This window comes from Oceanisphaera arctica (assembly GCF_002936955.1).
In the GTDB taxonomy this organism is placed as follows: Bacteria; Pseudomonadota; Gammaproteobacteria; order Enterobacterales; family Aeromonadaceae; genus Oceanimonas; species Oceanimonas arctica.
Genome location: NZ_MPZM01000024.1, coordinates 1 through 24,983, shown reverse-complemented (window position 1 = coordinate 24,983; position 24,983 = coordinate 1). Strand labels below are relative to the sequence as shown.

At 59.8% G+C, this 24,983-nt stretch carries 20 protein-coding genes; 17 read left to right on the top strand and 3 right to left on the bottom strand.

Annotated features, from left to right (window positions below):
* Positions 1-23 precede the first annotated feature (23 nt).
* Positions 24-548 carry a TRAP transporter small permease gene (locus UN63_RS11170; protein WP_104486833.1) on the top strand — a complete coding sequence of 175 codons (525 nt, stop codon included), beginning with the start codon at positions 24-26 and terminating at the stop codon, positions 546-548.
* 1 nt (position 549) lies between these two features.
* Positions 550-1,848 (top strand): TRAP transporter large permease, encoded by a 1,299-nt coding sequence (locus UN63_RS11165; protein WP_104486832.1) that lies wholly within the window; start codon positions 550-552, stop codon positions 1,846-1,848.
* Between the two features lie 83 nt (positions 1,849-1,931).
* Here UN63_RS11165 and UN63_RS11160 read toward each other — a convergent pair whose 3' ends face one another.
* Positions 1,932-3,884, bottom strand: a complete 1,953-nt coding sequence (locus UN63_RS11160; RefSeq protein WP_373294543.1) for an acetoacetate--CoA ligase — start codon at positions 3,882-3,884, stop codon at positions 1,932-1,934.
* Between the two features lie 218 nt (positions 3,885-4,102).
* The gene (locus UN63_RS11155; RefSeq protein ID WP_104486831.1) at positions 4,103-4,585 is read right to left on the bottom strand and encodes a thioesterase family protein; all 483 of its coding nucleotides are present in this window, start codon (positions 4,583-4,585) and stop codon (positions 4,103-4,105) included.
* Positions 4,586-4,770: 185 nt separating this feature from the next.
* On the opposite strand from UN63_RS11155, the gene UN63_RS11150 reads away from it, so the two are divergent.
* The 7 genes from UN63_RS11150 to UN63_RS11120 all read left to right on the top strand — a co-directional run bounded on the left by UN63_RS11150 (position 4,771) and on the right by UN63_RS11120 (position 13,467).
* The gene (locus tag UN63_RS11150) at positions 4,771-5,727 is read left to right on the top strand and encodes a GlxA family transcriptional regulator (RefSeq protein ID WP_104486830.1); all 957 of its coding nucleotides are present in this window, start codon (positions 4,771-4,773) and stop codon (positions 5,725-5,727) included.
* A gap of 370 nt (positions 5,728-6,097) precedes the next feature.
* A complete protein-coding gene (locus UN63_RS11145) occupies positions 6,098-6,916 on the top strand; it encodes an alpha/beta hydrolase fold domain-containing protein (RefSeq protein WP_104486829.1) in 819 nt (272 codons plus the stop codon).
* Positions 6,917-7,042: 126 nt separating this feature from the next.
* Positions 7,043-8,434 (top strand): BCCT family transporter, encoded by a 1,392-nt coding sequence (locus UN63_RS11140; protein WP_104486828.1) that lies wholly within the window; start codon positions 7,043-7,045, stop codon positions 8,432-8,434.
* A 242-nt stretch (positions 8,435-8,676) separates the two neighbouring features.
* Positions 8,677-9,567 (top strand): beta-keto acid cleavage family enzyme, encoded by an 891-nt coding sequence (locus tag UN63_RS11135; RefSeq protein ID WP_104486827.1) that lies wholly within the window; start codon positions 8,677-8,679, stop codon positions 9,565-9,567.
* Positions 9,568-9,614: 47 nt separating this feature from the next.
* Positions 9,615-10,583, top strand: coding sequence for a 3-hydroxyacyl-CoA dehydrogenase NAD-binding domain-containing protein (locus UN63_RS11130; protein ID WP_104486826.1), 969 nt, complete (start codon positions 9,615-9,617; stop codon positions 10,581-10,583).
* A 118-nt stretch (positions 10,584-10,701) separates the two neighbouring features.
* A complete protein-coding gene (locus tag UN63_RS11125) occupies positions 10,702-12,378 on the top strand; it encodes a BCCT family transporter (RefSeq protein WP_104486825.1) in 1,677 nt (558 codons plus the stop codon).
* 63 nt (positions 12,379-12,441) lie between these two features.
* Positions 12,442-13,467: a GlxA family transcriptional regulator gene (locus tag UN63_RS11120; RefSeq protein WP_104486824.1), complete on the top strand. Its 1,026-nt coding sequence runs from the start codon at positions 12,442-12,444 to the stop codon at positions 13,465-13,467.
* 23 nt (positions 13,468-13,490) lie between these two features.
* Here the strand turns inward: UN63_RS11120 and UN63_RS11115 are convergent, their stop codons facing one another.
* Complete coding sequence (locus UN63_RS11115) at positions 13,491-14,669, bottom strand: gamma-butyrobetaine dioxygenase (RefSeq protein ID WP_104486823.1); 1,179 nt, start codon at positions 14,667-14,669, stop codon at positions 13,491-13,493.
* Between the two features lie 433 nt (positions 14,670-15,102).
* Between UN63_RS11115 and UN63_RS11110 the strand changes: the two genes are divergently transcribed.
* The 8 genes from UN63_RS11110 to UN63_RS11080 all read left to right on the top strand — a co-directional run.
* On the top strand, positions 15,103-16,725 hold the full coding sequence (locus tag UN63_RS11110; RefSeq protein WP_181068234.1) for a BCCT family transporter: 1,623 nt from the start codon (positions 15,103-15,105) through the stop codon (positions 16,723-16,725).
* Positions 16,726-16,772: 47 nt separating this feature from the next.
* The gene (locus UN63_RS16970; protein WP_146084741.1) at positions 16,773-17,168 is read left to right on the top strand and encodes a hypothetical protein; all 396 of its coding nucleotides are present in this window, start codon (positions 16,773-16,775) and stop codon (positions 17,166-17,168) included.
* Between the two features lie 96 nt (positions 17,169-17,264).
* A complete protein-coding gene (gene gbdR, locus UN63_RS11105; RefSeq protein WP_104486821.1) occupies positions 17,265-18,317 on the top strand; it encodes a choline metabolism transcriptional regulator GbdR in 1,053 nt (350 codons plus the stop codon).
* A gap of 201 nt (positions 18,318-18,518) precedes the next feature.
* Entirely contained in the window at positions 18,519-19,499 is a 981-nt protein-coding gene (locus UN63_RS11100; protein ID WP_104486820.1) for a dipeptidase, read from the top strand.
* Between the two features lie 31 nt (positions 19,500-19,530).
* A complete protein-coding gene (locus tag UN63_RS11095; protein WP_104486819.1) occupies positions 19,531-20,061 on the top strand; it encodes a 4-vinyl reductase in 531 nt (176 codons plus the stop codon).
* Positions 20,062-20,269: 208 nt separating this feature from the next.
* A complete protein-coding gene (gene dgcA / locus UN63_RS11090) occupies positions 20,270-22,330 on the top strand; it encodes a dimethylglycine demethylation protein DgcA (protein ID WP_104486818.1) in 2,061 nt (686 codons plus the stop codon).
* Between the two features lie 46 nt (positions 22,331-22,376).
* A complete protein-coding gene (locus UN63_RS11085; RefSeq protein ID WP_104486817.1) occupies positions 22,377-24,338 on the top strand; it encodes a (Fe-S)-binding protein in 1,962 nt (653 codons plus the stop codon).
* On the top strand, positions 24,331-24,983 hold a 653-nt coding region (locus UN63_RS11080), incomplete at its 3' end, for an adenine nucleotide alpha hydrolase family protein (RefSeq protein WP_483406932.1). The genes UN63_RS11085 and UN63_RS11080, both read left to right, overlap by 8 nt.

Sequence of the window (24,983 nt, the reverse complement as noted above, 5' to 3'; positions counted from 1 at the left end):
GATTTGCTCAGAGGTGGAAAAAGATGATCGGCAGACTGTTTTACGCGCTGGATCGCCGTATCGGGTGGTTGCTGGAAGCGGCCGCCTTCATGTCCAGTATGCTGGTGGTCGGGCTCATGCTGTTCCTGGTACTGGCGCGTTATGTATTTGGCTGGTCCGTTGTCGGACTGCTGGAGCTGATCATGCTGTTTGGAATGTGGCTCTACATGCTCGGTGCGCTGATCGCCAGCCGTCATAACGAGCACCTCGTCGTGGATTTCGTCGAGCTGCAAATTTCGGATCATCGCCTCAAGCTGATGCACAAGGCGCTGGTTTCGCTGATCACCTTCGTGATCTGTCTGTTCTTTGTCGTACTGGCTTACCGAATGCTGGCCTGGGGGATGCGCCGTCCGCAGTCGACTCCCGGCATAGATATACCGCTCTGGCTGCCGCAGGCATCGATCATGCTGGCTGCCATAGGTTGCAGCTGTTATTCGCTGCGCGATTTGTTTTGTTCCGTAACCGGTATTCTGCACTCCGGAACCCGGCAGCTGAAAGAGGAACACTGAAATGGAAGGTTTTATTGCTATCGGGCTGCTGCTACTTATGATGATCATCGGCGTGCCCGTGGCCTGGTCGTTTGCCGGCGTACTGGCGTATCTGGTGTACATTTTTGACGTCAACCTGAATACGCTGATGTTGCAGGGCTACCGCTCGGTGGACTCGGTAATTCTGATCGCGCTGCCCCTGTTCGTGCTCACCGGTTATCTGATGCAAAGCGGCGGTATCGCCCGTCGCCTGGTCGACTTCATCGAGGTGATGATCGGCAAGCGCCGTGGCGGTATGGGTGCTTCGATGATCATGGCCTCGGGCATCTTCGGTGCCATCGCCGGGACGGCCACCGCCGCCGTAGCTTCTATTGGCACCATCATGATCGAGCCGTTGGAAAAACGCGGCTACCCGCGCAGCTATTCAGCGGCGTTGCTCGGGATCTCGTCGCTGCTCGGTATCCTGATCCCGCCGTCGATCACCATGATTTTGTTTGCGGTGGTCACGCGCCAGTCGGTCGCTGCCTGCTTCGCCGCCTCGATAGGGCCTGCCATCCTGTTGATTCTGGGGTTGATCGCTGCCAACCGTTTCGGCGTCGGGCGCTTCTTCAATGAGCTGAGCAGTGCGGCCGGGGACGGTCTCGAACCACTGCCGGGTAAGGGCAGGGCGGCGATCAAGGCGTTTCCGGCCCTGTCGCTACCGATCATCATTCTCGGTGGCATTTACGGCGGCGTCTTCACGCCAACCGAAGCGGCGGCCGTGGCCGCGTTTTCGGCGATGCTGATTGGTTTTTTTATCTACCGAGATCTGAATCTTAAGAGTTTCGCCCGCAGTGTGGTGGCGGCGGCGGAAACGACCGGCACCGTGATCCTGATCTTGCTGTTCAGTTTCATGATCGGCCGTATCCTGGCGTCGGAGCGGATTCCGCAGGACCTGACCATGCTGGTCAGCACCTTGATCGAGAATCCCCTGCTGATCCTGATTGCCGTGAATTTGTTTCTGATCCTTGCCGGCATGATAATGGACGACGTTTCGGTCACGGTGGTGGTGGCACCGTTGTTCCTGCCATTGATGGTTGATACAGGCATTCATCCGGTGCATTTCGCCTCGATCGTGGCCTGCTCGGTGGTGATAGGTGCGAACAGCCCCCCGGTGGCGCCGATCCTCTACATGGCATGCCGCATCGGTAAGGTGTCGATTCACAAAACGGTCAAGCCCGCGCTGGCGCTGATGGCGTTCGTCGCCCTGCCGGTGATGATAATCACGACCTTTGTGCCGGAAGTATCGCTGTTCCTGCCGCGGCTGCTTGGTTTCGTCTGAGAGAATAAAGGGCGAAGTCGTAACTATTGGGGCGCCTTCGGGCGCCCCTTTTTATGCTGGCAATGCGATTGCGGGTATATTGTTCAGCACCTCAGTTGCGGTAAATCCCGGTATCCTTCCAGCGCCTCGGGATTGGCCAGTGCATCCAGGTTTTTAACCTGCTGCCCCTCGACGGTGCTGCGAATCGCCAGCTCCACCAGTTTTCCGGTCCGGGTGCGGGGGATATCCGTCATCTGGATAATCTTGCTCGGCACATGGCGTGGTGTGGTATTGCTGCGAATGGTCTGGCGGATCTCCTGTTCCAGTGCCGCATCCAGACTGTATCCGGGTTTGAGCACCACAAACAGAACCACCCGCACATCATCCTGCCAGCGCTGACCGATGGCGACGGCTTCCTGCACCGCCTCGACCTTTTCGACCTGACGGTAAATCTCGGCGGTACCGATCCGCACCCCACCCGGATTGAGCACCGCATCGGAGCGGCCGTGAATGACCACGCCGCCGCCGGGAGTCAGCTCGGCATAGTCGCCATGGGCCCAGACATTGTCGAAGGTGCTGAAATAGGCATCCTGGTACTTGTGGCCATCGCTGTCGTTCCAGAAGCCGATCGGCATGACCGGAAAGGGCTGGCGACAAACCAGTTCGCCCTTGCCGTTTACCACCGGCCGGCCATCGTCCCAGATCTCGACCGCCATCCCGAGCCCTCGGCACTGCAGCTCACCGGCATGCACCGGCAAAATCGGGCAGCCCAGGGCAAAGCACGACAGTATGTCGGTACCGCCCGAGATCGACGACAGACAGAGATCGCGTTTGACCTCCCGGTAAACATATTCGAAGCTCTCGTGGGTGAGGGCCGATCCGGTGGACAGTAGGGTTCTGAGTGCATCCAGCCGATGGTTCTGGCCCGGTCGGACGCCGGCCTTTTCCTGGGCGGCGATATATTTGGCGCTGGTGCCGAAGACGGTGACCTTTTCCTGCTCCACTATATCCCACAGCACCTCTGCCGTGGGTGCGAAGGGGGAGCCGTCGAACAGCACCAGGGTGGCACCGGTGGCCAGGCCACTGAGCATCCAGTTCCACATCATCCAGCCACAGGTGGTGTAATAGAACAGGGTGTCCTCACGCCCAAGGTCGGTATGCAGTTGATGTTCCTTGAGGTGCTGCAACAGGGTGCCACCAACGCCATGGACGATACACTTGGGCACCCCGGTGGTACCGGAGGAATAGAGGATACAGAGCGGACTGTCGAAGGCCACCTGGGTAAATTCGATGTTGATCGCCGCCAGGTCGATAAAGTCATCAAGCAGCACGGCGTCGGGCACCGGGCTCAGATCAGGCGCAGCATCGAGGTAGGGCATGACCACCAGCTGGCAGGGTGCCGACAGGTGCGGCAGCACCTGCGCCAGACGCTCCAGCGAGTTGAAGCTCTTGCCGTTGTAGAGGTAGCCGTCGGTGGTGAACAGCACCCTGGGAGTGGTCTGACCGAAGCGGTCGATGATGCCCTGGAGACCAAAGTCGGGAGAGCAGGCCGTCCAGACGGCGCCAAGGCTGGCGGTGGCCAGCATGGCAACGGCGGTATCGATAACGTTGGGCACAAAGCCGGCTACCCGATCGCCTGCAACCACACCTTCGCGGCTCAAGCCTGCCGCTACCTGCGCCACCCGCCGGTGCAGTTCGGCATAACTAAGGCTGTCGCGCCGGCCGGCCTCGTTACAAAACACCAGCGCCGGCCGGTTGTCATGAAAGCGCAGCAGGTTTTCGGCGTAGTTCAGCCGTGCCTCGGGAAACCAGCGCGCGCCGGGCATCCGGTCGCCATCAACCAGTACCTGCTTGCCCCGGGTGCTTGCCTGCACCCCGGCAAAATCCCAGACCAGCGACCAGAACGCCTCCGGTTGATCGACTGACCAGCGGTAGAGCGCATCGTAGCTGACGAAATTTACACCGGCTCGCTCGCCGGCCTGTTGCATGAATCGGTGCAGCTGGCTGCGTTCAACTCGCTCCGCATCAGGTTGCCACAGTACTCTGTTCATCGTCATCTTCCCCGTCCTGTCCTTGTGGGATTGCGCCCGTGGTACCGTTCACGCGATGCCGTAGCTCTGCCGATTGTTCACATCGGCAACAGTGTGTAATGCCGGTATTTATTAGGTTTGTTTTTCTTGGGTATTTTTTGGTTTTGTTTATGAATTATCGTGCTCCGGCAAGCCCCCGGATTTCAGTGAAATACCAGGCTGTTCTGTGGATTCGGATCTGACATTCAGCTGCGCGGACGTGTCAGGGCGATGCTGCGTCCGGCCAGTGCCGGCCAGTCGGCGCTATCCTGGCGCTGCTGCAGGGCCTCGACCCGCGCTGCGGTATCGGGCAGCATGGGCGCGGCGCGGTGGGCTGCCATGTCCATGTGCAGCAGCAGGGTTTCCATCGCCGCCAGCTCGGTGCCGTTGTCGCCGTGGCGCATGGTGAAAAAGACTCTCAGCTTTTTGGCATCACTTTCGAGCAGGTGCGCCTCCACCTGCAAGGGTTCGCCCAGACTCACTTCCCGCAGATAGTGCACCATGCTCTGCATCGTATATATGGATACTTGGTATTCGGTGCGAAATGCTTCATCCATACCGATCTGCAGCATAAATTCGTCGATGGCCCGGCTGAACACCAGCACATAGCAGGCGTCGTTCATATGGCCGTTGTAATCGATCCATTCGGGCAGGACTGGCCCGTCAAATACCTTGAGTTCAGTTGTCATTTTCAGTCTCTTGTGAGGATTGCACCAGGGTACCTTTTGGACAATACTACCCCGCATTTCCTGAACAACTTGCCTGAATCCGCCTATTATTAGCCCCTCAAAGCAACAGATGGTGGAGGAGGGCACATCGCCGATTGCAGACCGATACCTGAAAACAACCGTACACCCAAGGACCGAGTGAACTCATGTTTGGAGATCGTCCCCACAGCTACCCTCAGCACATTGGTTTTTTGCTGGTGCCCGGCTTTTCGCTGTTCGGCCTGACGGCCATGCTGGATCCGTTGCGTCATGCCAATCACGGCAGCAACCGTGAACTGTACCGCTGGCAACTGATCTCGGAGCAGGGCGGGGCGGTGCGCAGCAGCGACGACCTGGACATCATGAGCGACACCGGCATCCATGACCTTGCCGTTTGCGATACCCTGATTATCTGTTCCGGTTACGATCCCCATGCCCGGATTACCCCCGGGCTGTTGGGGTTTATCCGCAAGCAGGCCAGCCACGGCGCCGATATTGGCTGCCAGGACACCGGCGCCTATATTGCTGCAGCCGCCGGCATACTGGATGGCTACCGCGCAACCCTGCACTGGGAAAACCTGGACAGCACCGCCGAGGCATTTCCCCGGGTCAATTTGGTACAGGAACTGCTAGTGGTGGACAGGGGCCGCTTCTCGTGTCCCGGCGCCCTGTCGGGTCTCGACATGATGCTTTATCTGATCAATACCCAGCACGGCAATGGCCTGGCGACCATGGTGTCGGATGGACTGATCTACACCCACAAGCGCGCCCACAGCGACCCTCAGCGCACTTCGCTGCAGAAGCGCCTGGACAGCCGCAACCCCCGTCTGGTAGAGGCCGTACAGCTGATGGAGCGCAACCTCGAGGAGCCACTGCGCATCAGCGAAATTGCAGCCCAACTGCAGCTATCCGAGCGGGAGATTGAGCGTCTGTTCCGTCACTACCTGCAGCAGACCCCCAGCGCCTACTATCGCAACCTGCGCCTGGATCAGGCTCGCTGGATGCTGCAGCAAACCAGCCAGAGTGTGACCGACATCTCCATCGCCTGCGGCTTTGCTTCCCTGTCCCACTTTACCCGCAGCTACCAGCAGCGCTTTGACAAGAATCCCAGCCGCGAACGCTGAGCCGGTGTCACCATTATTCCCATCTGCTTAATCATCTGATTGCCAATGCAGCCGCCGTTTCAGCCGGAAGGCCCGGCGACGTCGGGCAAGTTAAATGCGGAGGATACGCGGAGCATGATCTTGGCCCCCGGCCTGCTGACGCAAACAGATATCTCGTATCCATTTACGACAATGCGCAGGATTGTTCGTTTTTGGTCAATACATAGTCGGATTTAGGCAGAGTTAGAGTTCTCAAACGAGTAACGTAATCGTTACTCTATGGTGTGCCATCACATCATTACTTCCGGGCGGTCATTCGGCAAAACCCTGAAAATAGCGAGCAAGACGAAACTTCCAGTATGGCCGACCGCCCAGTACAGGAGATGTCAGTATGGATATTGCTACCTTCGAACAGCGGTTCCAAAGCGGCCTGGACGCCATGAACGACATGTCGCTTCCCGCGGCCCGCCGTCACTATGACGCCCTCTGCTCGTCCTTCGCCCCATCGCGCCCCGCCGGCATGGCACTGAGCGACGTCCGCATCGAGGACGTGCCGGTTCGCCGTTACCGGCCCGCACGCTGCCGGCCGGGCAAGGTTCTCTATGTGCACGGCGGCGGTTTCAGCCTGGGTTCGCTGGACAGTCACCAGGGCATTGCCGAGGGCCTGGCTCAGGCGCTGGAAAGAGAGGTTATCAGCATCGACTACCGGTTGATGCCGGAAGCGCGCTATGCCTGTGCCATGGACGATTGCCGCAGGGTGTTCGAGACCCTGGCCCCCGTGGCGCTGGTGGGTGACAGCGCCGGTGCCCGACTGATCCTCGATGTTGTGGCCAATGCCATAAAGGTCCCTGTGTTGGGATTGATCTACCCCTTGGTGGGCGTCCCGACACCGTCAACGCTCGGACCCGATGCTCCGCTGCTCAGCCGTGATGAGGTACTGGCGGCCTGGCCACTGATCGAACAGGACGCCCCCGCCGGCGATGGCCTTTATCCTCCCGCCGAATGCGTGGAGGTGCTGGCGGTTGAACGGGATCCTCTGACTATTCCCCTGGAACATGCGGTCACCGCCTGGCGAAAAGGCGGCGCCGACGTGGGTTATCACCTGGCTGCCAACATGTTGCACGGCTGTTTGCATGCCCGCGAGTCGCTGCCCGACATGGCGGAGGCCTGGCAGCGGTTTTGCGGGGCCCTTGGGGATCGGCTGGGCTGACCGACCCTTGCCGTTTTTCAGATTCATTGCCAACCGGAGCATCTTATTATCCAGCAAGGAGACCCGAACAACGACGAGCATTTTCTGGTTCATAACAGCAATTACGACAACACAAGGGATATATTCATGAAACGGAACTTCAGTACCACCATCGCCACCATAGTGATGATCATCGCCCTCATCGGCTTCGCCGCCCTGGCACCCGGGCCCTTCCAGGCCCTGCTCAATACCATCAAGCTCAACGTCATCGGCAATCTCGGCTTCATCTTTACCTATCCCGTCTTCCTTGTGTCGGTCGGGTTTGTGATCCTGATGCTGACGCCGCTCGGACGCCTGCGTTTCGGTGAGGGTTCCCCTGAATTTTCGACTTTGAGCTGGCTGGGAATGCTGTTCTCCACCGGCATGGGTATCGGCCTGGTTACATGGGGTGTGCTGGAACCGCGTTATCACGTCGAAGCGGGGAACAGCAGCGATCAGGCTCTGCTTTACGCTTTCAATCACTGGGGCTTGCTGGCCTGGGCCGGGTATCTGGCCATCGGCGTCATATTCGCTCATGCCATGTATAACCTGAATATCGCCAAGCCCGCCGAGAGCCTGTTAGGCGGCGGCTTTCTCAGCAAGCTTAATCTGGTGAGCCTGGTAGTCTCGACGGTCATAGGCCTGTCGTTTACCTTTTCCTACGCCGCCGAGCCACTGCAGAAGAGCCTGATGCAATTCCTGGGGCTCGACGTCAGTCCTACTCTGATCATCGTCGTGCTGACCGGTTTCGCTATCGCCTCCAGTGCCTCCGGCCTGAATCGCGGCATCAAGTGGCTGAGCAACTACAATACCTTGCTCGCCATAGTCCTCATGGTCAGCGTCTTCCTGTTGACCAACCCGGGCGAAATCCTGTCGACATTCGGCCGACTGTTGCCCGAATACCTGCTGAGCTACCCGGCCATGGCCACCGACATCGGTCTGGGCGACCCGGAACGCAAGGCCTGGCTCGCCGACTGGCTCTACGCCTTCGAAGCGTCCTGGTACGGCTGGTTTATCTTCACCGGGGTGTTTATCGCCCGTATCTCCAAGGGGCGAACCCTGCGTCAGCTGGTAATAGGGGTGATGCTGGTGCCGAGCCTGTTCTCCTGTCTGTGGTTTACCGTCTTCGGATTGGGCGGGCTCGAAACGGGCGCCGAGGACGTCTTTACACTGATGGCCAGCCTCGATGAGTATGGTGTCCTCTCGGCCATACTGGCGCTCAACATTCTGCTGTTCTTCGTTACCAGCGCGGACTCCGCCGGGCTGGTCTGCGAAATGCTCACGGTAGAGCGTTCCCGCGCTTTCTGGATCGTTGCCATGGCCTCCCTGGCCATCGTCATCAACTGGCTGGATGGCGACACATTCAAGGTCATTCTGACACTCATCTCGGTGGCGGCGATTCCGGTTGCCTTCGGTATTTTCGCCGTCGGTACCGCCTTCTTTCTGCGCCTCAGAGGCGACAAGCCTGCACGGCAACTTGGCGAGACGATCACCGACTAAGCCCGAGACCACTTCCCGGAGCCGGTGCTGCTGAAGGCAGCTCCGGCTCATCTGGCGCAATCAGATACCTCATGCCCATTCGCGACATTTGTCCAAAATGTTCGTATTTTGTAAAAAATAAATCGCATGCAGGCAAAAAATATCCCCTGACATGCGTAACTTTAATGGCACGCCGGACGCACCGGGCAGCCTTGCTACTGCCCCCGGCCCGACAACAAAACACACCAGGAGTCAGAATCGCCATGAATCAGGACGTCATCATCACTTGCGCCATTACCGGCGCCGCCGATACCGCCAACCGCAGCCCTTACGTGCCGGTTACCCCGAAAGAGATTGCCGATGCCGCCATCGAGGCCTGGAACGCCGGTGCCGCCATCGCCCACATGCATGTGCGCGATCCCGAAACCAAGCAGTGCTCCCGCCGGCTGGATCTGTACGCCGAAGTCTGCGAGCGCCTGCGGGCCGCCGACTGCGACGTGATCATCAACCTGACCGCCGGCATGGGTGGCGATCTTTATATCGGCCCCGAAGAAAACCCCACCGCCTTCTGCCCGGAAACCGACCTGGTCGGTGGCCTCGAACGGCTGGTGCATATCGAAGAGCTGAAACCCGAGATCTGCACCCTGGACTGTGGTTCGGTCAATTTCGGCGACAGCAACCTGGTGTACATCTCGACCCCGGACATGCTGCGCAAGGCGGCGGCCCGCATCCAGCAGCTGGACGTCACCGTCGAACTGGAAATCTTCGATACCGGCAACCTCTGGTTCGCGCTGCAGATGATGAAAGAAGGGCTGCTGGACGACAATGCCATGTTCCAGATCTGTCAGGGCATTCCCTGGGGCACCCCGCCGGAGCTGAGCCTGCTCAAGGGCATGGTCGACATGCTGCCGGCCAACACCAACTGGACCGCCTTTGCTCTGGGCCGCAACCAGTTGCCCTGGGCGGCACAGTCAGCCCTGCTCGGCGGCCATGTCCGCGTCGGTCTGGAAGACAACCTGTATCTGGGCAAGGGCCAGTTCGCCACCAACGGCCAACTGGTTGAGCGTGCCGTCAATATCGTCGAAAACATGGGCTCGCGTATTCTCAGCCCCAGCGAGGCCCGCCAGAAACTGCGCCTGCGCGGCACCCAGTAACGCCTGTTGCAACGACACAACACCCAACCCTATTCGGAGCAAATACCATGAATCGTCCTTTACCAACTGAAGTCACCAAGGCCGGCGTGCTCGGCACCGGCGTTATCGGCGGCGCCTGGGCGCTGCATTTTCTGAGAATGGGCATGGACGTCGTCGCCTATGACCCGGGCCCCAATGCGCGTGAAAAACTGCTGGCGATGGTGGAGCATATCTGGCCGACCATGGAAAAACTGGGCCTGCGCGAGGGCGCCAGCCCGCAGCGGCTGCGCTTTGCCGACAGCCTGGAAGAGCTGGTCAACAGCGTCGAAGTGATTCAGGAAAGCACGCCGGAAAACCTCAACGCCAAGCGCGGCCTGTTCGCGGAACTCGACAGGCTCGCCCCGCCTGAAGTGGTGATTATTTCCAGCACCTCGGGTTTTGCCATGACCGAGATGGCCGTCGAGGTGCAGCAGCAGGCCGATCGTTTTGTGGTCGGCCATCCGTTCAATCCGCCCTACCTGGTGCCCTTCTGCGAAGTTTGTGGCGGCGAGCGCACCAGCCAGGAAGTGGTTGACTGGACGGCCGCCTTCTATGAGGCGATCGAGAAGCAGGTCGCCAAGATGGACAAGGAGCTGCCGGGCTTTATCGGCAACCGTCTGCAGGAAGCCCTGTGGCGCGAGGCGCTGCACATGGTGGCCAACAATGAATGCTCGGTCGAAGATATCGACAAGGCCATCGCCTATGGTCCGGGTCTGCGCTGGGCCATCATGGGTCACTGCCTGACCTATCACCTGGGCGGCGGTCAGGGCGGCATGGCGCACTTGCTGGATCACTTCGAGGAATCCTTGAAAGAACCATGGACCCGTTTGGATGCGCCCGAGCTGACACAGCAGCTCAAAGACGATATGGTAGCCGGCTGCCTGAGCCAGGCCAATGGTGCCTCGATCAACGAACTGATCCAGGAACGGGATGACTGCCTGATCCGCATCATGCAGACGCTCAAGGAATACCGCGACGAAAAGGGTATCCGCCGCTAAAACACCCGCAATGGGGCAGGAATCAGGCCCCATTGTTACTTATCCCCAACGTTAAGGAGGCTGTTGATCCATCGAGCAATACAAGGACCCGTATTATGGCTTATCGGAGACAAACAGAATGTCTATAGAACAACAAAATTCAGACAGTGGCAGTCAGGTTTTCAAGACTGATGTCCTGGCCCGCAAGGGCCTGTTCAAGGGTATGCACAAGGGAATGACGGTGGCCTCGGCCGCGCTGGTTCTCGCCTTCGTGCTCTTCACCGGCTTCAATACCGAACTGGCCAGCAGTATCTTCGGAACTGCCCGCAGCTGGATCGAAACCACCTTTGGCTGGTACTACCTGGTGACGGTGGTTTTCCTGATCGCCACCTGCTTCTACATCGTCTTCAGCCGCCATGGCAGCATTCGCCTGGGCGATGACGACAGCCGACCCGAGTTCAGCAACTTTGCCTGGTTCTCGATGCTGTTTTCTGCCGGTATCGGCATCGGTATCCTGTTTTTCGGCGTCGCCGAGCCCATCTTCTACCTCGATAACAGCGGCGCCTTCGGCTATCCCAACAACCCCTACGCCGATATGGCCGGCGCCACCGCCCTCGGCCACGACCGGGCCGTCGATGCCATGCGTGTCACCTTTTTTCACTGGGGTTTCCATGGCTGGGCGGTCTACGTCATCGTCGGCCTGTCGCTGGCCTATTTCGCCTATCGCATGAAACTGCCGCTGGCGTTGCGCTCGGCCCTTTATCCCTTTATTGGTGATCGAATTTATGGCCCCATCGGGCATGTGGTGGATATGCTCGGCGTTCTGGGCTGCGTGTTCGGCGTCGCCACCTCCCTGGGTCTCGGCGTCAGCCAGATGTCGGTGGGCCTGGAGCGGCTGATCGGCGTCGACCCGGGCATCAACACTCAGCTGGTGCTGATCGCTGGAATTTCGGTGATTTCCATCCTGTCGGCGGTCTCGGGCGTTCAGCGCGGCATCAAGGTAATCTCCGAGTGGAACATCATTATCTCGGTGCTGGTCATCGGCTTCTTCCTGTTTGCCGGCCCGACGGCCTGGCTGCTGAGCCTGTTTGCCGAGTCATTGGGCGACTACCTGGTCAACTTCGTGCAGATGGGACTCTGGTTCCCCGAAGAGGAAGGCCCGGCCAGCTGGCAGAATGGCTGGACCGTATTCTACTGGGGCTGGTGGCTGGCTTGGGCACCCTTTGTCGGCCTGTTCATCGCCCGTATTTCAAAGGGCCGCACTCTGCGTGAATTCGTGCTCGGTGTGCTGCTGGTACCTACCCTGGTGATCTTTGTCTGGCTGGGTATCTTCGGCGGCACCGCGCTCTGGCAGGAACTGAACGCCGCGGGTGGCCCCGGTAACGCCGGGCTGATCGATCTGGTCAATGCCTGGAATCTGCCGGCCGCGTTGTTCGCCAGCTCCGATGGCATCGCCGGCACAGGTACCCTGGGCTGGATTCTCTCGGCGCTGATGGTGTTCCTGCTGATGAGCTGGTTCGTCACCTCGTCGGACTCCAGCACCCTGGTGCTGACCACCATACTGTCGCTGGGTAATGACGAGCCGCCGAAGTTGTTCCGGGTATTATGGGGCATAGTGATCGGCCTGGTCGCCGCCGTGCTGCTGCTGGCAGGGGGCCTCAGCGCCCTGCAAACGGCGCTGATGGCCGCGGCCTTGCCCCTGAGTCTGGTTATTCTGGCCATGACCTTCGGGGTACTGAAATCCCTGTGGCAGGAGTCGGGCCAGATTGCTGCCCGGAGCCCTGCGGCCAGAGCCGCGGAGCCCCAGAAGGACTGACGCCGCCAACCGGGCCTGCGCTGTACTCACTGCACGCAGCGCAGGCCCGTATCAGGAATTCATATGCAAGCATCCATACCAACCGGGACGGCGGCGATAAGCCCCGCGCCCGTCCCGCCCATACTCCATCCCGATGACGACGGCGTTATCACCGTCTCTTTTCTGCTGTTGCCTGAATACGCCATGGTGTCGCTGCTGTCGGCCATAGAGCCATTACGCATCGCCAACCGGCTGGCTGGCCGGGAGCTGTATCGCTGGCAGTGCCTGAGCGAGAACGGCCAGGCGGTGGTGGCCAGCAATCAGATGGCACTGCAACAGCATCTGGACATGCACGCCGTCGACACACCGCGTAACCTGTTCGTCAATGCCAGCTTTCACCCCGAACGCCATCAGAGCCGCGAGCTCATCGACTGGCTGCGCCGTCTGAACCGGCGCGACAGCCTGCTGGGGGCGCTGGATACCGGCTGCTACCTGCTGGCCCGGGCCGGTTTGCTGAAAGGGCATAGCATTACCCTGCACTGGGAAGCCGTACCGGCGTTTCAGGAAACCTACCCCGATATCCTGATCAGCCCGGAACTGTTCGAAATCGGCCGCAACCGCATCACCTGCGCCGGCGGCACCGCCGCAACGGACATGATGCTGCACCTGATCCAGCAGCAATCGGGCACCGCGCTGGCGCTGCAGATTTGCGATCAGTGCATCAAGAACGGCATACGCCCGCCCTCGGACCGGCAACGCATCGGTCTGCCGCGACAGCTCAATATCCATCATCCCCGCCTGATCCGGGTGCTGGCGCTGATGGAACAGCACCTCGAAACACCACTAACCCCGGCAGAGCTGGCCAGCAGCGCCTTTATTTCGCTGCGCCAGCTGGAGCGTCTGTGTCGGCGTTATCTCGCTGCATCGCCATCGGCCTACTACCTGAAGTTGCGTCTCGAACGGGCCCGGCAGTTGCTGCAGGAGACGGATCTGAGTGTCTGCGAGGTCGGCAGTGCCTGCGGTTTTATCTCGGCATCCGGTTTTTGTCGTAGCTACCGGCGTCATTTCGACATGACGCCCGGTGAGCAGCGGCGCCGTGGCGCAGCCTGATCCCCAAACCTGTATGGGGGAGATTACAGAGTACGTTCCAGTACCCGGATACGGGACAGCAGCTCGTCACGATCCACATAGCAGCCCTGCAGATGACGATGGCCCTGCTGCAGATCAAACGCCTGACGGGCATGCAGCACGCGGCGGTTGTCGAACACCAGCAGGTCGCCGGGCAACAGACGATATTCAAACTGGAAACGGGGCTCTCGGGTCAGGCTGATAAAGGTGCGGTAGGCGCGATAGTGCCGTACTACCTGATCGGCCGGCACATCCAGCGGGCCACGCAAAAAGTTGGCAAAACGCACCTCGACTACGGTGCCCTGGCCGTCGAGCACCAGGGCCGGCCCGCGAAAACGGTAATCGCTGTTGCGGTCCTTGTTGTAGAAGTCCATCGGCAGGCTGCTGAGGGCCTTGAAGTCATCGGGATATTCTTCGCGCATGTGCTGGGCAATGCGAAAGCCGTCCACCAGGATCGACTCGCCTCCGGTGGCGTCATTGTTCAGACAATGCAAAAACTGTAATCCCGGCTGCAGCTCCCGCGTGGGCAGATCGGTATGCAGCGGCAGACGCAGGTTGGTGTAGGCGGCGGTATTGGCGTCGGGCTTGGAGCGCACATCGAACAGGGTGCCGAAATTGGTTTCCCGGATAAAGGAGATGCGGGCGGCAACCTGCTGCAGAGTACCGGGGGTGGTATCCGTGTTCTGTAGCAGGGAGATGCCCGCATCACGCAACTGGCGCAGCCAGCTCAACAGCACGTCATCGTCCTGCATCATGGTGGTGTAATCATAGGTGGGCAGGCTGGTTTCGATCGTGGCCCGATCCCAGATATCGGGTTGCCACTGCCGTGCCTCCCGGGCCTGCTCGCTGTAGCAGTGGCTGCGCAACCAGCCGGGGTGGAAGCGACTGACGTGGCCATCGTCATCCCACTGAATATGCAGATATCCCCCGTCCAGCTGCGCCTCCACAGGCCGGATGGACAGCGGCACATCACAGATCTCGAACATCTGCTCCCGGGTCAGGGTCGATACGCAGCTCGGGCAGGGGCAATTGTCCCGCAGCCACAAATAATGAAACTCGCTCTCGTGGCCATCGTCCCAGGTCAGGCGCAGAGAGTCCGGGCCCGTTTCGATACGGAGCGGAAGGTGGTTTACCGGATAGTTGCTGTAGCCGGCGGTTTCTAAAGTGGCACTGTTGTCCGTCATGTTGGGTTCTCCTACCTCGTTACCGCTGTTCACGCGACAGCATTGGCAACGATATTAAGGCGAAACCCCCGCATCTTGATGTGGCCAGATCGACAAGCTATAGGCGTCAGGCGACCACCGGAACACAGTATATTCGGCTCCAGTGGGATATTTTTCTGACCCCTGTAGGGGGCTCGGCCTTGCCGCAACCGATTTCCGGCACGGGTGTCGCTTTCGGAACAGCCAGTGGCTGGCAGGGCGCACAGACATAACCGGATGTCGTATCGGGGAAACTGTACCGGGGGTTTAGCTGTTGTTATAGAGGCCGGCTTTTGCCCATAACGACAGCCAGCTAGCGTTATGGGCAAAGGTTGTACCGGAAAGCGTCGGGTCTTCAGGATCTTAGGCCCGCGCTGCCGCTAGATGTTTATCAACCCGACGGAGACCTTGTCCTATGTTAGCCAAAGATGGACTTTTGAAAGGAATGAGCCCGGCGGCGACGATCAGTTCCATGATTATCGTTACCTTGTTTGTAATGGGAGGCGCCTTGTACCCAGATGCGGCTGCCAAATTGTTTGACGGCATATCGGGATATCTCATCAACAATTTCAAATGGTATTACATTGCCATTCTGTCGTTGATGCTGGTGTTCTGTGTAGTACTGGCCTTCAGTCGGTTTGGCAGTTTGCGCCTGGGAGCCGATGATTCTCGCCCGGAATACAGCCTGTTCTCCTGGTTTGCCATGCTGTTCAGCGCCGGCATGGGCATCGGCCTGGTGTTCTGGGCGATTGCCGAACCCATCTATCATTTTCAGAGTAATCCCTTCATTACCGAAGGCATGACGCCGGAAGCGGCCGAAGTGGCCATGCGGCTGACCTTCTTTCACTGGGGCCTGCATCCCTGGGCCATCTATGTGGTGGTGGGGTTGTCCCTGGCCTATTTTTCCTACCGAAAGCAGCTGCCGCTGACCATCCGCTCGGCGCTTTATCCGCTGATTGGCAAGCGCATGTATGGCTGGGCGGGGCACACAGTGGATACCCTGGCGGTGTTCGGCACCATCTTCGGGGTGGCGACGTCCCTCGGCTTCGGGGTTTCCCAGATCAATACCGGCCTGAATCACCTGTTCGGCATGGAAATCAGCACCAGCAGCCAGTTGATTTTGATCGCGGTGATCTCGCTGATTGCCACCCTGTCGGTGCTGTCCGGTCTCGGCCGGGGCGTGAAATGGCTGTCGGTTGCCAACATGTGGTTGAGCGCCGTCATACTGCTGTTCCTGTTGTGCTACGGCCCCACCCGTTACCTGTTGCTGAGCTATGTGCAGGGTCTCGGTGATTACCTGACCCATGTGGTCGCACTCAGCACCTGGACCGATGCTACCAAGGACAGTCAGTGGCAGTCCTGGTGGACGGTATTCTATTGGGCCTGGTGGATGTCCTGGTCGCCCTTCGTCGGTATGTTTATCGCCCGCATCTCCAAGGGCCGTACCATTCGTGAGTTTATCTGTGGTGTGCTGCTGGTGCCGACCCTGCTGGGCCTGCTCTGGCTGACCCTGTTCGGTGGTACTGCCCTGTATCTTGAGCTGACCCATACGGTCACCAATGCTGCCGGAGAAGCGGTCGCGGCCGTCGGCCAGGCCGGTATCGTGACGGCGGTGGCTGAAGACGTCACCTCGTCGCTGTATGTGACTCTGGAACTGCTGGATAGCGGCACCATGGGCACCCTGGCTTCAGTGTTGGCAACCCTGCTGGTGGCGCTCTACTTCATTACCTCGGCCGACTCCGGCACCCTGGTGGTGACCACTATACTGTCGCTGGGCAACGAACATCCGCCGCGCAGTCAGCGGGTGTTGTGGAGCATGGCGGTGGCGGCGGTGGCGGCCATATTGATGCTGGCTGGTGGCCTCAAGGCAGTGCAGACCGCGGCCATTATTGCGGCTTTCCCCTTCTCGTTCGTTATCCTGATCATGATGTGGGGTCTGTACCGTGCCCTGCACCAGGAGGTGCCCGTCACCCAGCCGGTGACGGTCGACGCGCCGGTGCCCGCCGAACACACGGTAAAGGTGCCACCGGTATCCTGACCGTCACCTTTGGTCGTAACTTTTACCGTAACTTTTGAGCGAAATAAATGGGGGGCGAAAGCCTCCTTTATTATTTTTGTACGTTTTTCGGGGTAACTCTGCCCCGGTTTGGTGCGGTATCGGCCGTTCGACCGAGCATTCTCGCAACAAGTAACGATTTTTCACCGAAAACCCTCGCCAAACACCTGTTTGACGAGGGTTTTTTTATCTTTTTCGGGCGTGGAAAAATGGCGCGTATCTTGCTGTGTCTTACTGATGAATATAAGGGAACTGGTTGTGTCTTCATGCTCTTGCGGGGGCAGGGCGGCGACAACCGAGTCTTTGAGTGCGGTCAAAATGACGGAATTATCATAGCTCCGTCACAAGTTATCACTGAACGCCTGAAAATTACCTATGATCGGGTTTGCGAAATCCCGCCTATGGTATATGTTTCGCAAATGTGATTATTTGTAATGTAAATGCTCGAACCTCGTTATCGAGACGCCATCGTATCAACAGGGATCCCGACAGCGGTTGTACAGGGACCAGGAGCAAGCGAAATGAGCCAAACACAACGTGTCGGTTTCCTACTGATAGACAATTTCACCATGATTTCCCTGGCGTCAGCCATCGAGCCCCTGCGTATGGCCAATCAGTTGTCGGGTCAGTCCCTCTATGAATGGGTGATGCTGTCCGAAACCGGATCTCCGGTGCGGGCCAGCGACCACATGCTGGTCACCCCGGATCACAGCATTCAGGATTGTGGTCACCTGGACATGATGATCCTCTGCGGTGGAGTAGGGGTGGTCAATGCCCGCAGCCGGGCCTTGCGTATTTGGTTGCAGCAGCTGGCCAGGCGTCGGATCAAGCTGGGTGCCGTTTGTACTGGCAGCTATCTGCTGGCCGATGCCGGCGTGTTGAGCGGTTATCGTTGTACCCTGCACTGGGAATACATGGCCTCGTTCAAGGAAGCCTTCCCCCAGCTGGAAACCAGCAGCGCCCTCTATTGCATCGACCGGGACAGGCTGACCTGCAGCGGCGGCACAGTGCCGATGGACATGATGCTGCACCTGATCGAAAAAGAACATTCCAGCGCCCTGAGCACCGCCATTTGCGACATGTTTCTGTGTGAACGTATTCGCGAGGGGCAGGAAGAGCAGCGGGTGCCGCTGCGCCATATGGTGGGCACGGCCCAGCCCAAGCTGGCCGAGGTGGTGGCCCTGATGGAAGCCAACCTGGAAGAGCCGATCACCCTGGACGAACTGGCCTGTTATGTGGGTCTGTCCCGGCGCCAGGTCGAGCGGCTGTTTCAGCGCCATGTGCAATGCTCGCCTTCCCGCTATTACCTCAACCTTCGGCTGAAGCGGGCCCGGCAACTGTTGCGCCAGACTTCGTTGTCGATCATCGACATCGCCACCGCCTGCGGCTTTGTGTCGACGCCTCATTTCAGCAAATGTTACCGGGAGAATTTCGGGGTGCCACCGCGAGATGACCGCTGTAGTCGTTCAAGTCCCAAGCCGATGGCCGCCTCTCCGATATTGTCGGAGCTGGTGATGAACATTCAGCTGGATATGGCGCGGGGCGAGCCCACCTTTGCCTCTGTGACCTTGTAACCTCAGGACTGCATTGCCCCTAATCCAACAAGCCCCGCGATGCGGGGCTTTTTACTTTCCGGAGTTTGTCGTCGGGCGTGACGTTTTTGGCTATGTGCTCGTCGCTTTTAGCCAGTGTGCCCAGAGAGCCCCGGGCTAGACTGCCCTTGAATCCGGTGGCCACCATGCCACCAGCCACATTTATTCAAGGAAGGTCTGGCTATGCAACATGCAGCTGAACTACATAATCAAGCGGTCGTCATCGACGGTCTGATCATCGCCAACTGGGGGCGGGAACTGTTTGAAGACATGCGTCGTGGCGGACTCACCGCCGCCAACTGCACCGTGTCGGTATGGGAAGGGTTTCAGGGCACGGTCGACAACATTGCCGCCTTCAACCGCTACTACCAGGAGCATGCCGACCTGATCCGTCCGGTGCGCACCACCGCCGACATCCTCAAAGCCAAGGAAGAAGGCCGCACCGGCGTGATCCTCGGTTTCCAGAATGCCCATGCCTTTGAAGATCAGCTGGGTTATGTGGAAATCTTCAAGCAGCTGGGTGTGGGCATAGTGCAGATGGCCTACAACACCCAGAATCTGGTGGGCACCGGCTGTTACGAGCGCGACGGCGGCCTGTCCGGCTTTGGCCGTGAGGTGGTGGCCGAAATGAACCGGGTCGGCATCATGTGCGATCTCTCTCATGTGGGTGCCCAGACTTCCAAGGAAGTGATCCTCGAATCCAAGAAGCCGGTGTGCTATTCCCACTGCCTGCCGGCCGGCCTGAAAGACCATCCGCGCAACAAGTCTGACGAAGAGCTGCGCTTCATCGCCGATCACGGCGGTTTTGTCGGCGTGACCATGTTCGCGCCCTTCCTCAAGAACGGCATCAACTCCACCATCGACGATTATGTCGAGGCCATCGCCTATGTGATGGAGCTGGTAGGCGAAGACGCCATCGGCATAGGGACCGACTTTACCCAGGGCCATGATCAGAACTTCTTCGAGTGGCTGACCCACGACAAGGGCTATGCCCGTCGTCTGACCCGTTTCGGCGACATCATCAACCCCGAGGGTATCCGTACCATAGGTGAATTCCCCAACCTGACCGAGGCCTTGCTGCGTCACGGCTTCTCACCGCGTCAGGTGGAAAAGGTAATGGGCGGCAACTGGATGCGCGTACTGAAAGACGTCTGGGGCGAATAAGCCATAACCGGTAAGTTAAAGGAGAATCACAATGTCAGTACATGCACCCGAAATGCCAATTGAAGTGAACAATGAAACCGGTATCTGGACCACAGATGCGCTGCCCATGCTGTATGTGCCACGTCACTTCTTCGTCAACAACCATATGGCGATTGAAGAAGAGCTGGGTCCGGAGCGTTATGCCGAGATCCTCTATAAGGCCGGCTACAAGTCTGCCTGGCACTGGTGCGAGAAAGAAGCCGAGTGTCATGGCCTCAATGGTGACGCCGTGTTCGAACACTATATGAAGCGCCTGTCTCAGCGTGGCTGGGGGCTGTTCACCATCGAAAATCTGGATATCGCCGCCGGTACCGCCAGGGTACGGCTGGATCACTCCGCCTTCGTCTATCAGTACGGCAAGGTAGACCGCATGGTGGATTACATGTTTACCGGCTGGTTTGCCGGCGCGGTGGACCAGATTGCCGAAAGCCAGGGCCTGTCGGTGCGCACCGTCGCACGCCAGACCCAGAGCGGTGCCCAGACCGGCTGTGATTATGGCCTGTTCGAGGTCAGCCCGCTTTAAGATGCGCCGCCTGCGCTTGGCGGTAGAAGGTGCGGCACGCCGACACGCCGTGAACCCCTCCATGGGGGCTCCACTGCGCCATCCCTGGCGCAGAGGGTCGGCTTAGCCATCACCTTCCACCGCCTGCGTGGTCATCGCGACGCGACAGGATAGTAGTTATCGGCGGGCCGGTTGCCGGCCGCCAGACAAGTCAGCAGAGGGATCTACGATGGGACAGTTCGACGCCTTGCTTCAACCCATGAATATCAACAAGCTCACCATTCGTAACCGGGTGGTGAGTACGGCCCATGCCGAGGTGCATGCCACCGACGGCGGCATGACCACAGAACGTTACGTCAAATATTACGAAGAAAAGGCCAAGGGCGGCCTGGGTCTGGCCATCTGCGGCGGCTCCAGCGTGGTGTCCATCGACAGCCCCCAGGAATGGTGGAGTTCGGTCAACCTGACAACCGATAGCATCATCCCCTATTTCAAGAATTTGTCTGAAGCCATGCACAAGCATGGCGCCAAGATCATGATTCAGATCACCCACATGGGCCGTCGTTCCCGCTGGGACGGTTATAACTGGAGCACCCTGCTGTCGCCTTCCGGCATCCGCGAGCCGGTGCACCGTGCCACCTGCAAGACCATAGAGCCGGAAGATATTCAGCGTATCATCGGCGATTACGCCCAGGCCGCCCGTCGCGCCAAAGAAGGCGGACTGGACGGCGTGGAAATTTCTGCCGTGCACCAGCACCTGATCGATCAGTTCTGGAGCCCGCGGGTCAACAAGCGGTCCGACGAGTGGGGTGGCAGTTTCGAAAATCGCATGCGCTTCGGCCTGGAAGTGCTCAAGGCGGTGCGTGCCGAGGTGGGTCGCGACTTTGCCGTGGGTATGCGTATCTGTGGTGACGAGTTTCACCCGGACGGCCTCAGCCACGACGACATGAAGCAGATTGCCAAGTATTACGACGACACCGGCCTGCTCGACTTCTTCGGCGTGATCGGCTCCGGCTGTGACACTCACAACACCCTGGCCAACGTTATCCCCAACATGAGCTACCCGCCAGAGCCCTTCCTGCACCTGGCGGCGGGCATCAAGGAAGTGGTGACGGTACCGGTGATCCACGCCCAGAACATCAAGGACCCCACCCAGGCCCAGCGTATTATCGAAGGCGGCTATGTCGACTTCGTGGGCATGACCCGGGCATACATGGCCGACCCGCACCTGATCGCCAAGGTCAAGCTGGGCCAGGTCGATCAAATTCGCCAGTGCGTGGGCGCCAACTACTGTATCGACCGTCAGTACCAGGGGCTGGATGTACTCTGCATCCAGAACGCGGCGATGTCGCGAGAGTCCACCATGCCGCATATCATAGAGCCCACCACCGGCCCCAAACGCAAGGTGGTGGTGGTGGGGGGCGGACCTGCCGGCATGGAAGCGGCCCGGGTCTGTGCCGAGCGTGGCCATGAGGTGGTGTTGTTCGAGAAGGCGCCCGAGCTGGGCGGACAGATCACCCTGGCGGCGAAAGCCCCCCAGCGTGATCAGATTGCCGGCATCACCCGCTGGTTTGCTCTGGAACTGGCACGCCTGAAGGTGGATGTGCGTCTGAATACCGCGGCCGACATGCCGGCCATGATGGCGGAAAATCCGGATGTGGTGATTCTGGCGGTGGGTGGTACCCCCTTCATCGACCAGTACCCGGAGTGGGGCGCAGAAGAGGGCCTGGTGGTCAGCAGCTGGGATATTCTGTCGGGCAAGGTAGAGCCGGGCAAGAATGTGCTGGTGTACGACACCATCTGCGAATTCAGCGGCATGTCGGCGGCCGACTACCTGGCCGCCAAGGGCAGCCTGGTGGAAATGCTCACCGACGACATCAAGCCGGGTGCGGCCATCGGCGGTACCACTTTCCCCACCTATTACCGTTCGCTGTACGAGCGCGAGGTGGTTATGTCGTCCGACATGGCGCTGCATAAGGTGTACCGGGAAGGAGACAAGCTGGTGGCGGTACTCGAAAACGAGTACACCGGCCAGAAGGAAGAGCGGGTGGTGGATCAGGTCGTGGTGGAGAACGGTGTTCGCCCCGACGAGCGGCTCTACTACGAGCTGAAGGCCGACTCCGTCAACAAGGGCCAGATCGATCTGGAGGCCCTGTATGCGGCCAAGCCTCAGCCTGCTCTGTCTCACGACGGCCAGGGATACCTGCTGTTCCGTATCGGTGACTGCGTGTCTCAGCGCAACACCCATGCCGCCATCTATGACGCCCTGCGCCTGTGCAAGGACTTCTGATCTGAAAGGTGCCGGAGCCTGCTCCGGCACCATGAGGTAAGCCCCTATGTTTGAGCCTGTGATCCCCTATCTGTTATTGCTCGCCTTCGCTCTGGCCGTGGCCGGGGCGGTTCGGCGAGTCCGCCTGTGGCGCCAGGGACAGCCGAGCCCGGTCTCGTTCTGGCAGGGACTGGCCGCCATGCCGAGGCGTTATCTGGTTGACCTGCACCATGTGGTCGCCCGTGACAAATACATGTCCAACACCCACGTGGCCACCGGCGGCGGCTTTGTGCTGGCGCTGGTACTGGTGGTGCTGGTGCATGGTGTTGGTTTGAAGACCGCCTGGCTGACCTGGCCCCTGCTGGGTGCCAGCCTGCTGATGATGACAGGCGCGATTTTTGTGTGGCTGCGCCGTCGCAAGCCGGCCGCCGAGCTGCCTAATTCCCGTCTTTCCAGAGGCCCCTGGCAGCGTCTGCCCAAGAGCCTGATGGCCTTTTCCATCGGCTTCTTTCTGGCTACTCTGCCGGCCACCGGCATCTTGCCCGAAGGCACCGGCAGCGGTCTGCTGGCCCTGCTGTTACTGGCCGTCTGTGTCTGGGGTCTGGGCGAGATGGTGTTCGGCATGACCTGGGGCGGCCCCATGAAGCACGCCTTCGCCGGTGCCCTGCATCTGGCATTTCATCGTCGTCCGGCCCGCTTCAATGGTGGCCGCGACACCGGTCTCAAGGCGCTGGATCTGAATGCCGACAAGCTGGGTGTGGAAAAGGTCACCGACTTCAAGTGGAACCAATTGCTGAGCTTCGACGCCTGCGTGCAGTGCGGTCGCTGCGAAAGCAAGTGTCCCGCCTTTGCCGCCGGCCAGCCGTTGAATCCCAAGAAACTGATCCAGGACATGGTGATAAGCCTGGCCGCTCAGGAGGAAGTGAACTACCACGGCAGCCCCCACCCGGGCCAGGAGCAGGCCGTCCGTACCGGCTGCCCCGACAAGCCGCTGGTGGAAAGCATCCTCGACAGCCAGACCCTGTGGTCCTGTACCACCTGCCGGGCCTGTGTGGAAGAGTGCCCCATGATGATCGAGCACGTGGATGCGGTGGTGGACATGCGCCGTTACCTGACTCTGGAACGCGGTGAAACCCCGGGCAAGGGCCAGGAAGTATTGGAAAACCTGATTGCCACCGACAACCCGGGCGGCCTGTCTCCGGCCAGCCGTAGCCACTGGGCGGCGGACTTGTCGATTCCCCTGCTCAGGCAGACCCGGGAAACCGATATCCTGTTCTGGGTCGGTGACGGTGCCTTCGACATGCGCAACCAGCGTACCCTGCGTGCCCTGGTCAAGTTGCTCAAGGCGGCGAATGTGAACTTTGCCTTCCTCGGTGACGAGGAGCTGGACTCCGGTGATCTGGCCCGCCGTCTGGGCGATGAAGCCACCTTCCAGCGACTGGCGAAAACCAATATCAAGACGCTGGGCAAGTACCGGTTCAACCGTATCGTCACCGCCGATCCCCATGCCCTGCAGTGTCTGGGTACCGAATATGCGGAGCTGGGCGGAGAGTATGCTGTGGTGCACCACACCGAGCTGCTGGCGGAGCTGCACCAGCAGGGGCAGTTGGCGTTCAGTGCCAACGGCAATGCGCGCATGACCTATCATGATCCCTGCTATCTGGGCCGCTACAACGGCGTGTATGACGCGCCCCGTTACCTGATCGATCAGCTCGGGTACGAGCGCACCGAGATGGAACGCAGCGGCTTCCGTTCCCGCTGTTGCGGCGGCGGCGGCGGTGCACCGATCACCGATATTCCGGGCGAACGTCGTATTGCCGATATGCGTATGGATGACGCCAGGGCGGTGAACGCCGACTTGATGGCGGTGGCCTGCCCGCAATGCACCCATATGATGGAAGGGGTGGTAGAGCCGCGGCCCGAGGTGAAGGATATTGCCGAGCTGCTGCTGGAGGCGCTGATCGTGCCTACATCGTCATCGTCTCAAGCAGTGCAGCAACAGCCAAAGGAGGAAGCTGCTCATGTCTGAACTGAATCGTCGTGATCCGCGCCTGGCCTGGATACTGCGCAACCGGCTTCATCCTCGTCATGATGAGCTGAATGGCCAGCCGACCCGAGGCCCGACCGGCCTGCTGCGCAAGAACCCGCGTCCCCAGTGGCAGTATGGTCCCAGTGGCCTGCGCCGGCTGGATCGTCTGAACATGGGCGGAGCGGCCGGGGTGACCCAGCTGTCTTCCAAAAAGCGCAACGAGCAGCCGGTGTTGCCGCTGCACCAGGTGGTGGAGCCCCAGGCCTATATTGCGGTCTGGCTGCAGACCAGCGGCGGTCGCCTGACCAGCCACTGCAAGGACGTGCTGGGCCAGGCCCAGCAACTGGCGGTGGCCCGGGAGCAGTCGACCGCGGTGCTGGGTGTGCTCTGTGGCGAGTTGAAGGAAAGCGTGGAAGGCGCCGGCATCGATCGACTGCTGCAGATACAGGGGCCCGAGTACGACGGTTATCAGCCCGAGGCCTGGAGCCAGCTGTGCACTCAGGTTGAAACGGCGCTGAAGCCGTTGTACTGGCTGCTGCCCGACAGCGGCGAGTCCGCCGAGCTGGGCCGCCGCCTGGGCGTCGCCCTGGGCGAGCGTCCGGCGACCGGCGTATGGAAGCTGGAAGCAGACACCCTGCTGGCGAG

Excerpts from the sequence above, each read along its gene's own strand:
- UN63_RS11170 (WP_104486833.1), top strand. The coding sequence starts at position 24 with ATGATCGGCAGACTGTTTTACGCGCTGGATCGCCGTATCGGGTGGTTG.
- UN63_RS11165 (WP_104486832.1), top strand. The coding sequence starts at position 550 with ATGGAAGGTTTTATTGCTATCGGGCTGCTGCTACTTATGATGATCATC.
- UN63_RS11160 (WP_373294543.1), bottom strand. The coding sequence starts at position 3,884 with ATGACGATGAACAGAGTACTGTGGCAACCTGATGCGGAGCGAGTTGAA.
- UN63_RS11155 (WP_104486831.1), bottom strand. The coding sequence starts at position 4,585 with ATGACAACTGAACTCAAGGTATTTGACGGGCCAGTCCTGCCCGAATGG.
- UN63_RS11150 (WP_104486830.1), top strand. The coding sequence starts at position 4,771 with ATGTTTGGAGATCGTCCCCACAGCTACCCTCAGCACATTGGTTTTTTG.
- UN63_RS11145 (WP_104486829.1), top strand. The coding sequence starts at position 6,098 with ATGGATATTGCTACCTTCGAACAGCGGTTCCAAAGCGGCCTGGACGCC.
- UN63_RS11140 (WP_104486828.1), top strand. The coding sequence starts at position 7,043 with ATGAAACGGAACTTCAGTACCACCATCGCCACCATAGTGATGATCATC.
- UN63_RS11135 (WP_104486827.1), top strand. The coding sequence starts at position 8,677 with ATGAATCAGGACGTCATCATCACTTGCGCCATTACCGGCGCCGCCGAT.
- UN63_RS11130 (WP_104486826.1), top strand. The coding sequence starts at position 9,615 with ATGAATCGTCCTTTACCAACTGAAGTCACCAAGGCCGGCGTGCTCGGC.
- UN63_RS11125 (WP_104486825.1), top strand. The coding sequence starts at position 10,702 with ATGTCTATAGAACAACAAAATTCAGACAGTGGCAGTCAGGTTTTCAAG.
- UN63_RS11120 (WP_104486824.1), top strand. The coding sequence starts at position 12,442 with ATGCAAGCATCCATACCAACCGGGACGGCGGCGATAAGCCCCGCGCCC.
- UN63_RS11115 (WP_104486823.1), bottom strand. The coding sequence starts at position 14,669 with ATGACGGACAACAGTGCCACTTTAGAAACCGCCGGCTACAGCAACTAT.
- UN63_RS11110 (WP_181068234.1), top strand. The coding sequence starts at position 15,103 with ATGTTAGCCAAAGATGGACTTTTGAAAGGAATGAGCCCGGCGGCGACG.
- UN63_RS16970 (WP_146084741.1), top strand. The coding sequence starts at position 16,773 with ATGGGGGGCGAAAGCCTCCTTTATTATTTTTGTACGTTTTTCGGGGTA.
- gbdR (WP_104486821.1), top strand. The coding sequence starts at position 17,265 with ATGAGCCAAACACAACGTGTCGGTTTCCTACTGATAGACAATTTCACC.
- UN63_RS11100 (WP_104486820.1), top strand. The coding sequence starts at position 18,519 with ATGCAACATGCAGCTGAACTACATAATCAAGCGGTCGTCATCGACGGT.
- UN63_RS11095 (WP_104486819.1), top strand. The coding sequence starts at position 19,531 with ATGTCAGTACATGCACCCGAAATGCCAATTGAAGTGAACAATGAAACC.
- dgcA (WP_104486818.1), top strand. The coding sequence starts at position 20,270 with ATGGGACAGTTCGACGCCTTGCTTCAACCCATGAATATCAACAAGCTC.
- UN63_RS11085 (WP_104486817.1), top strand. The coding sequence starts at position 22,377 with ATGTTTGAGCCTGTGATCCCCTATCTGTTATTGCTCGCCTTCGCTCTG.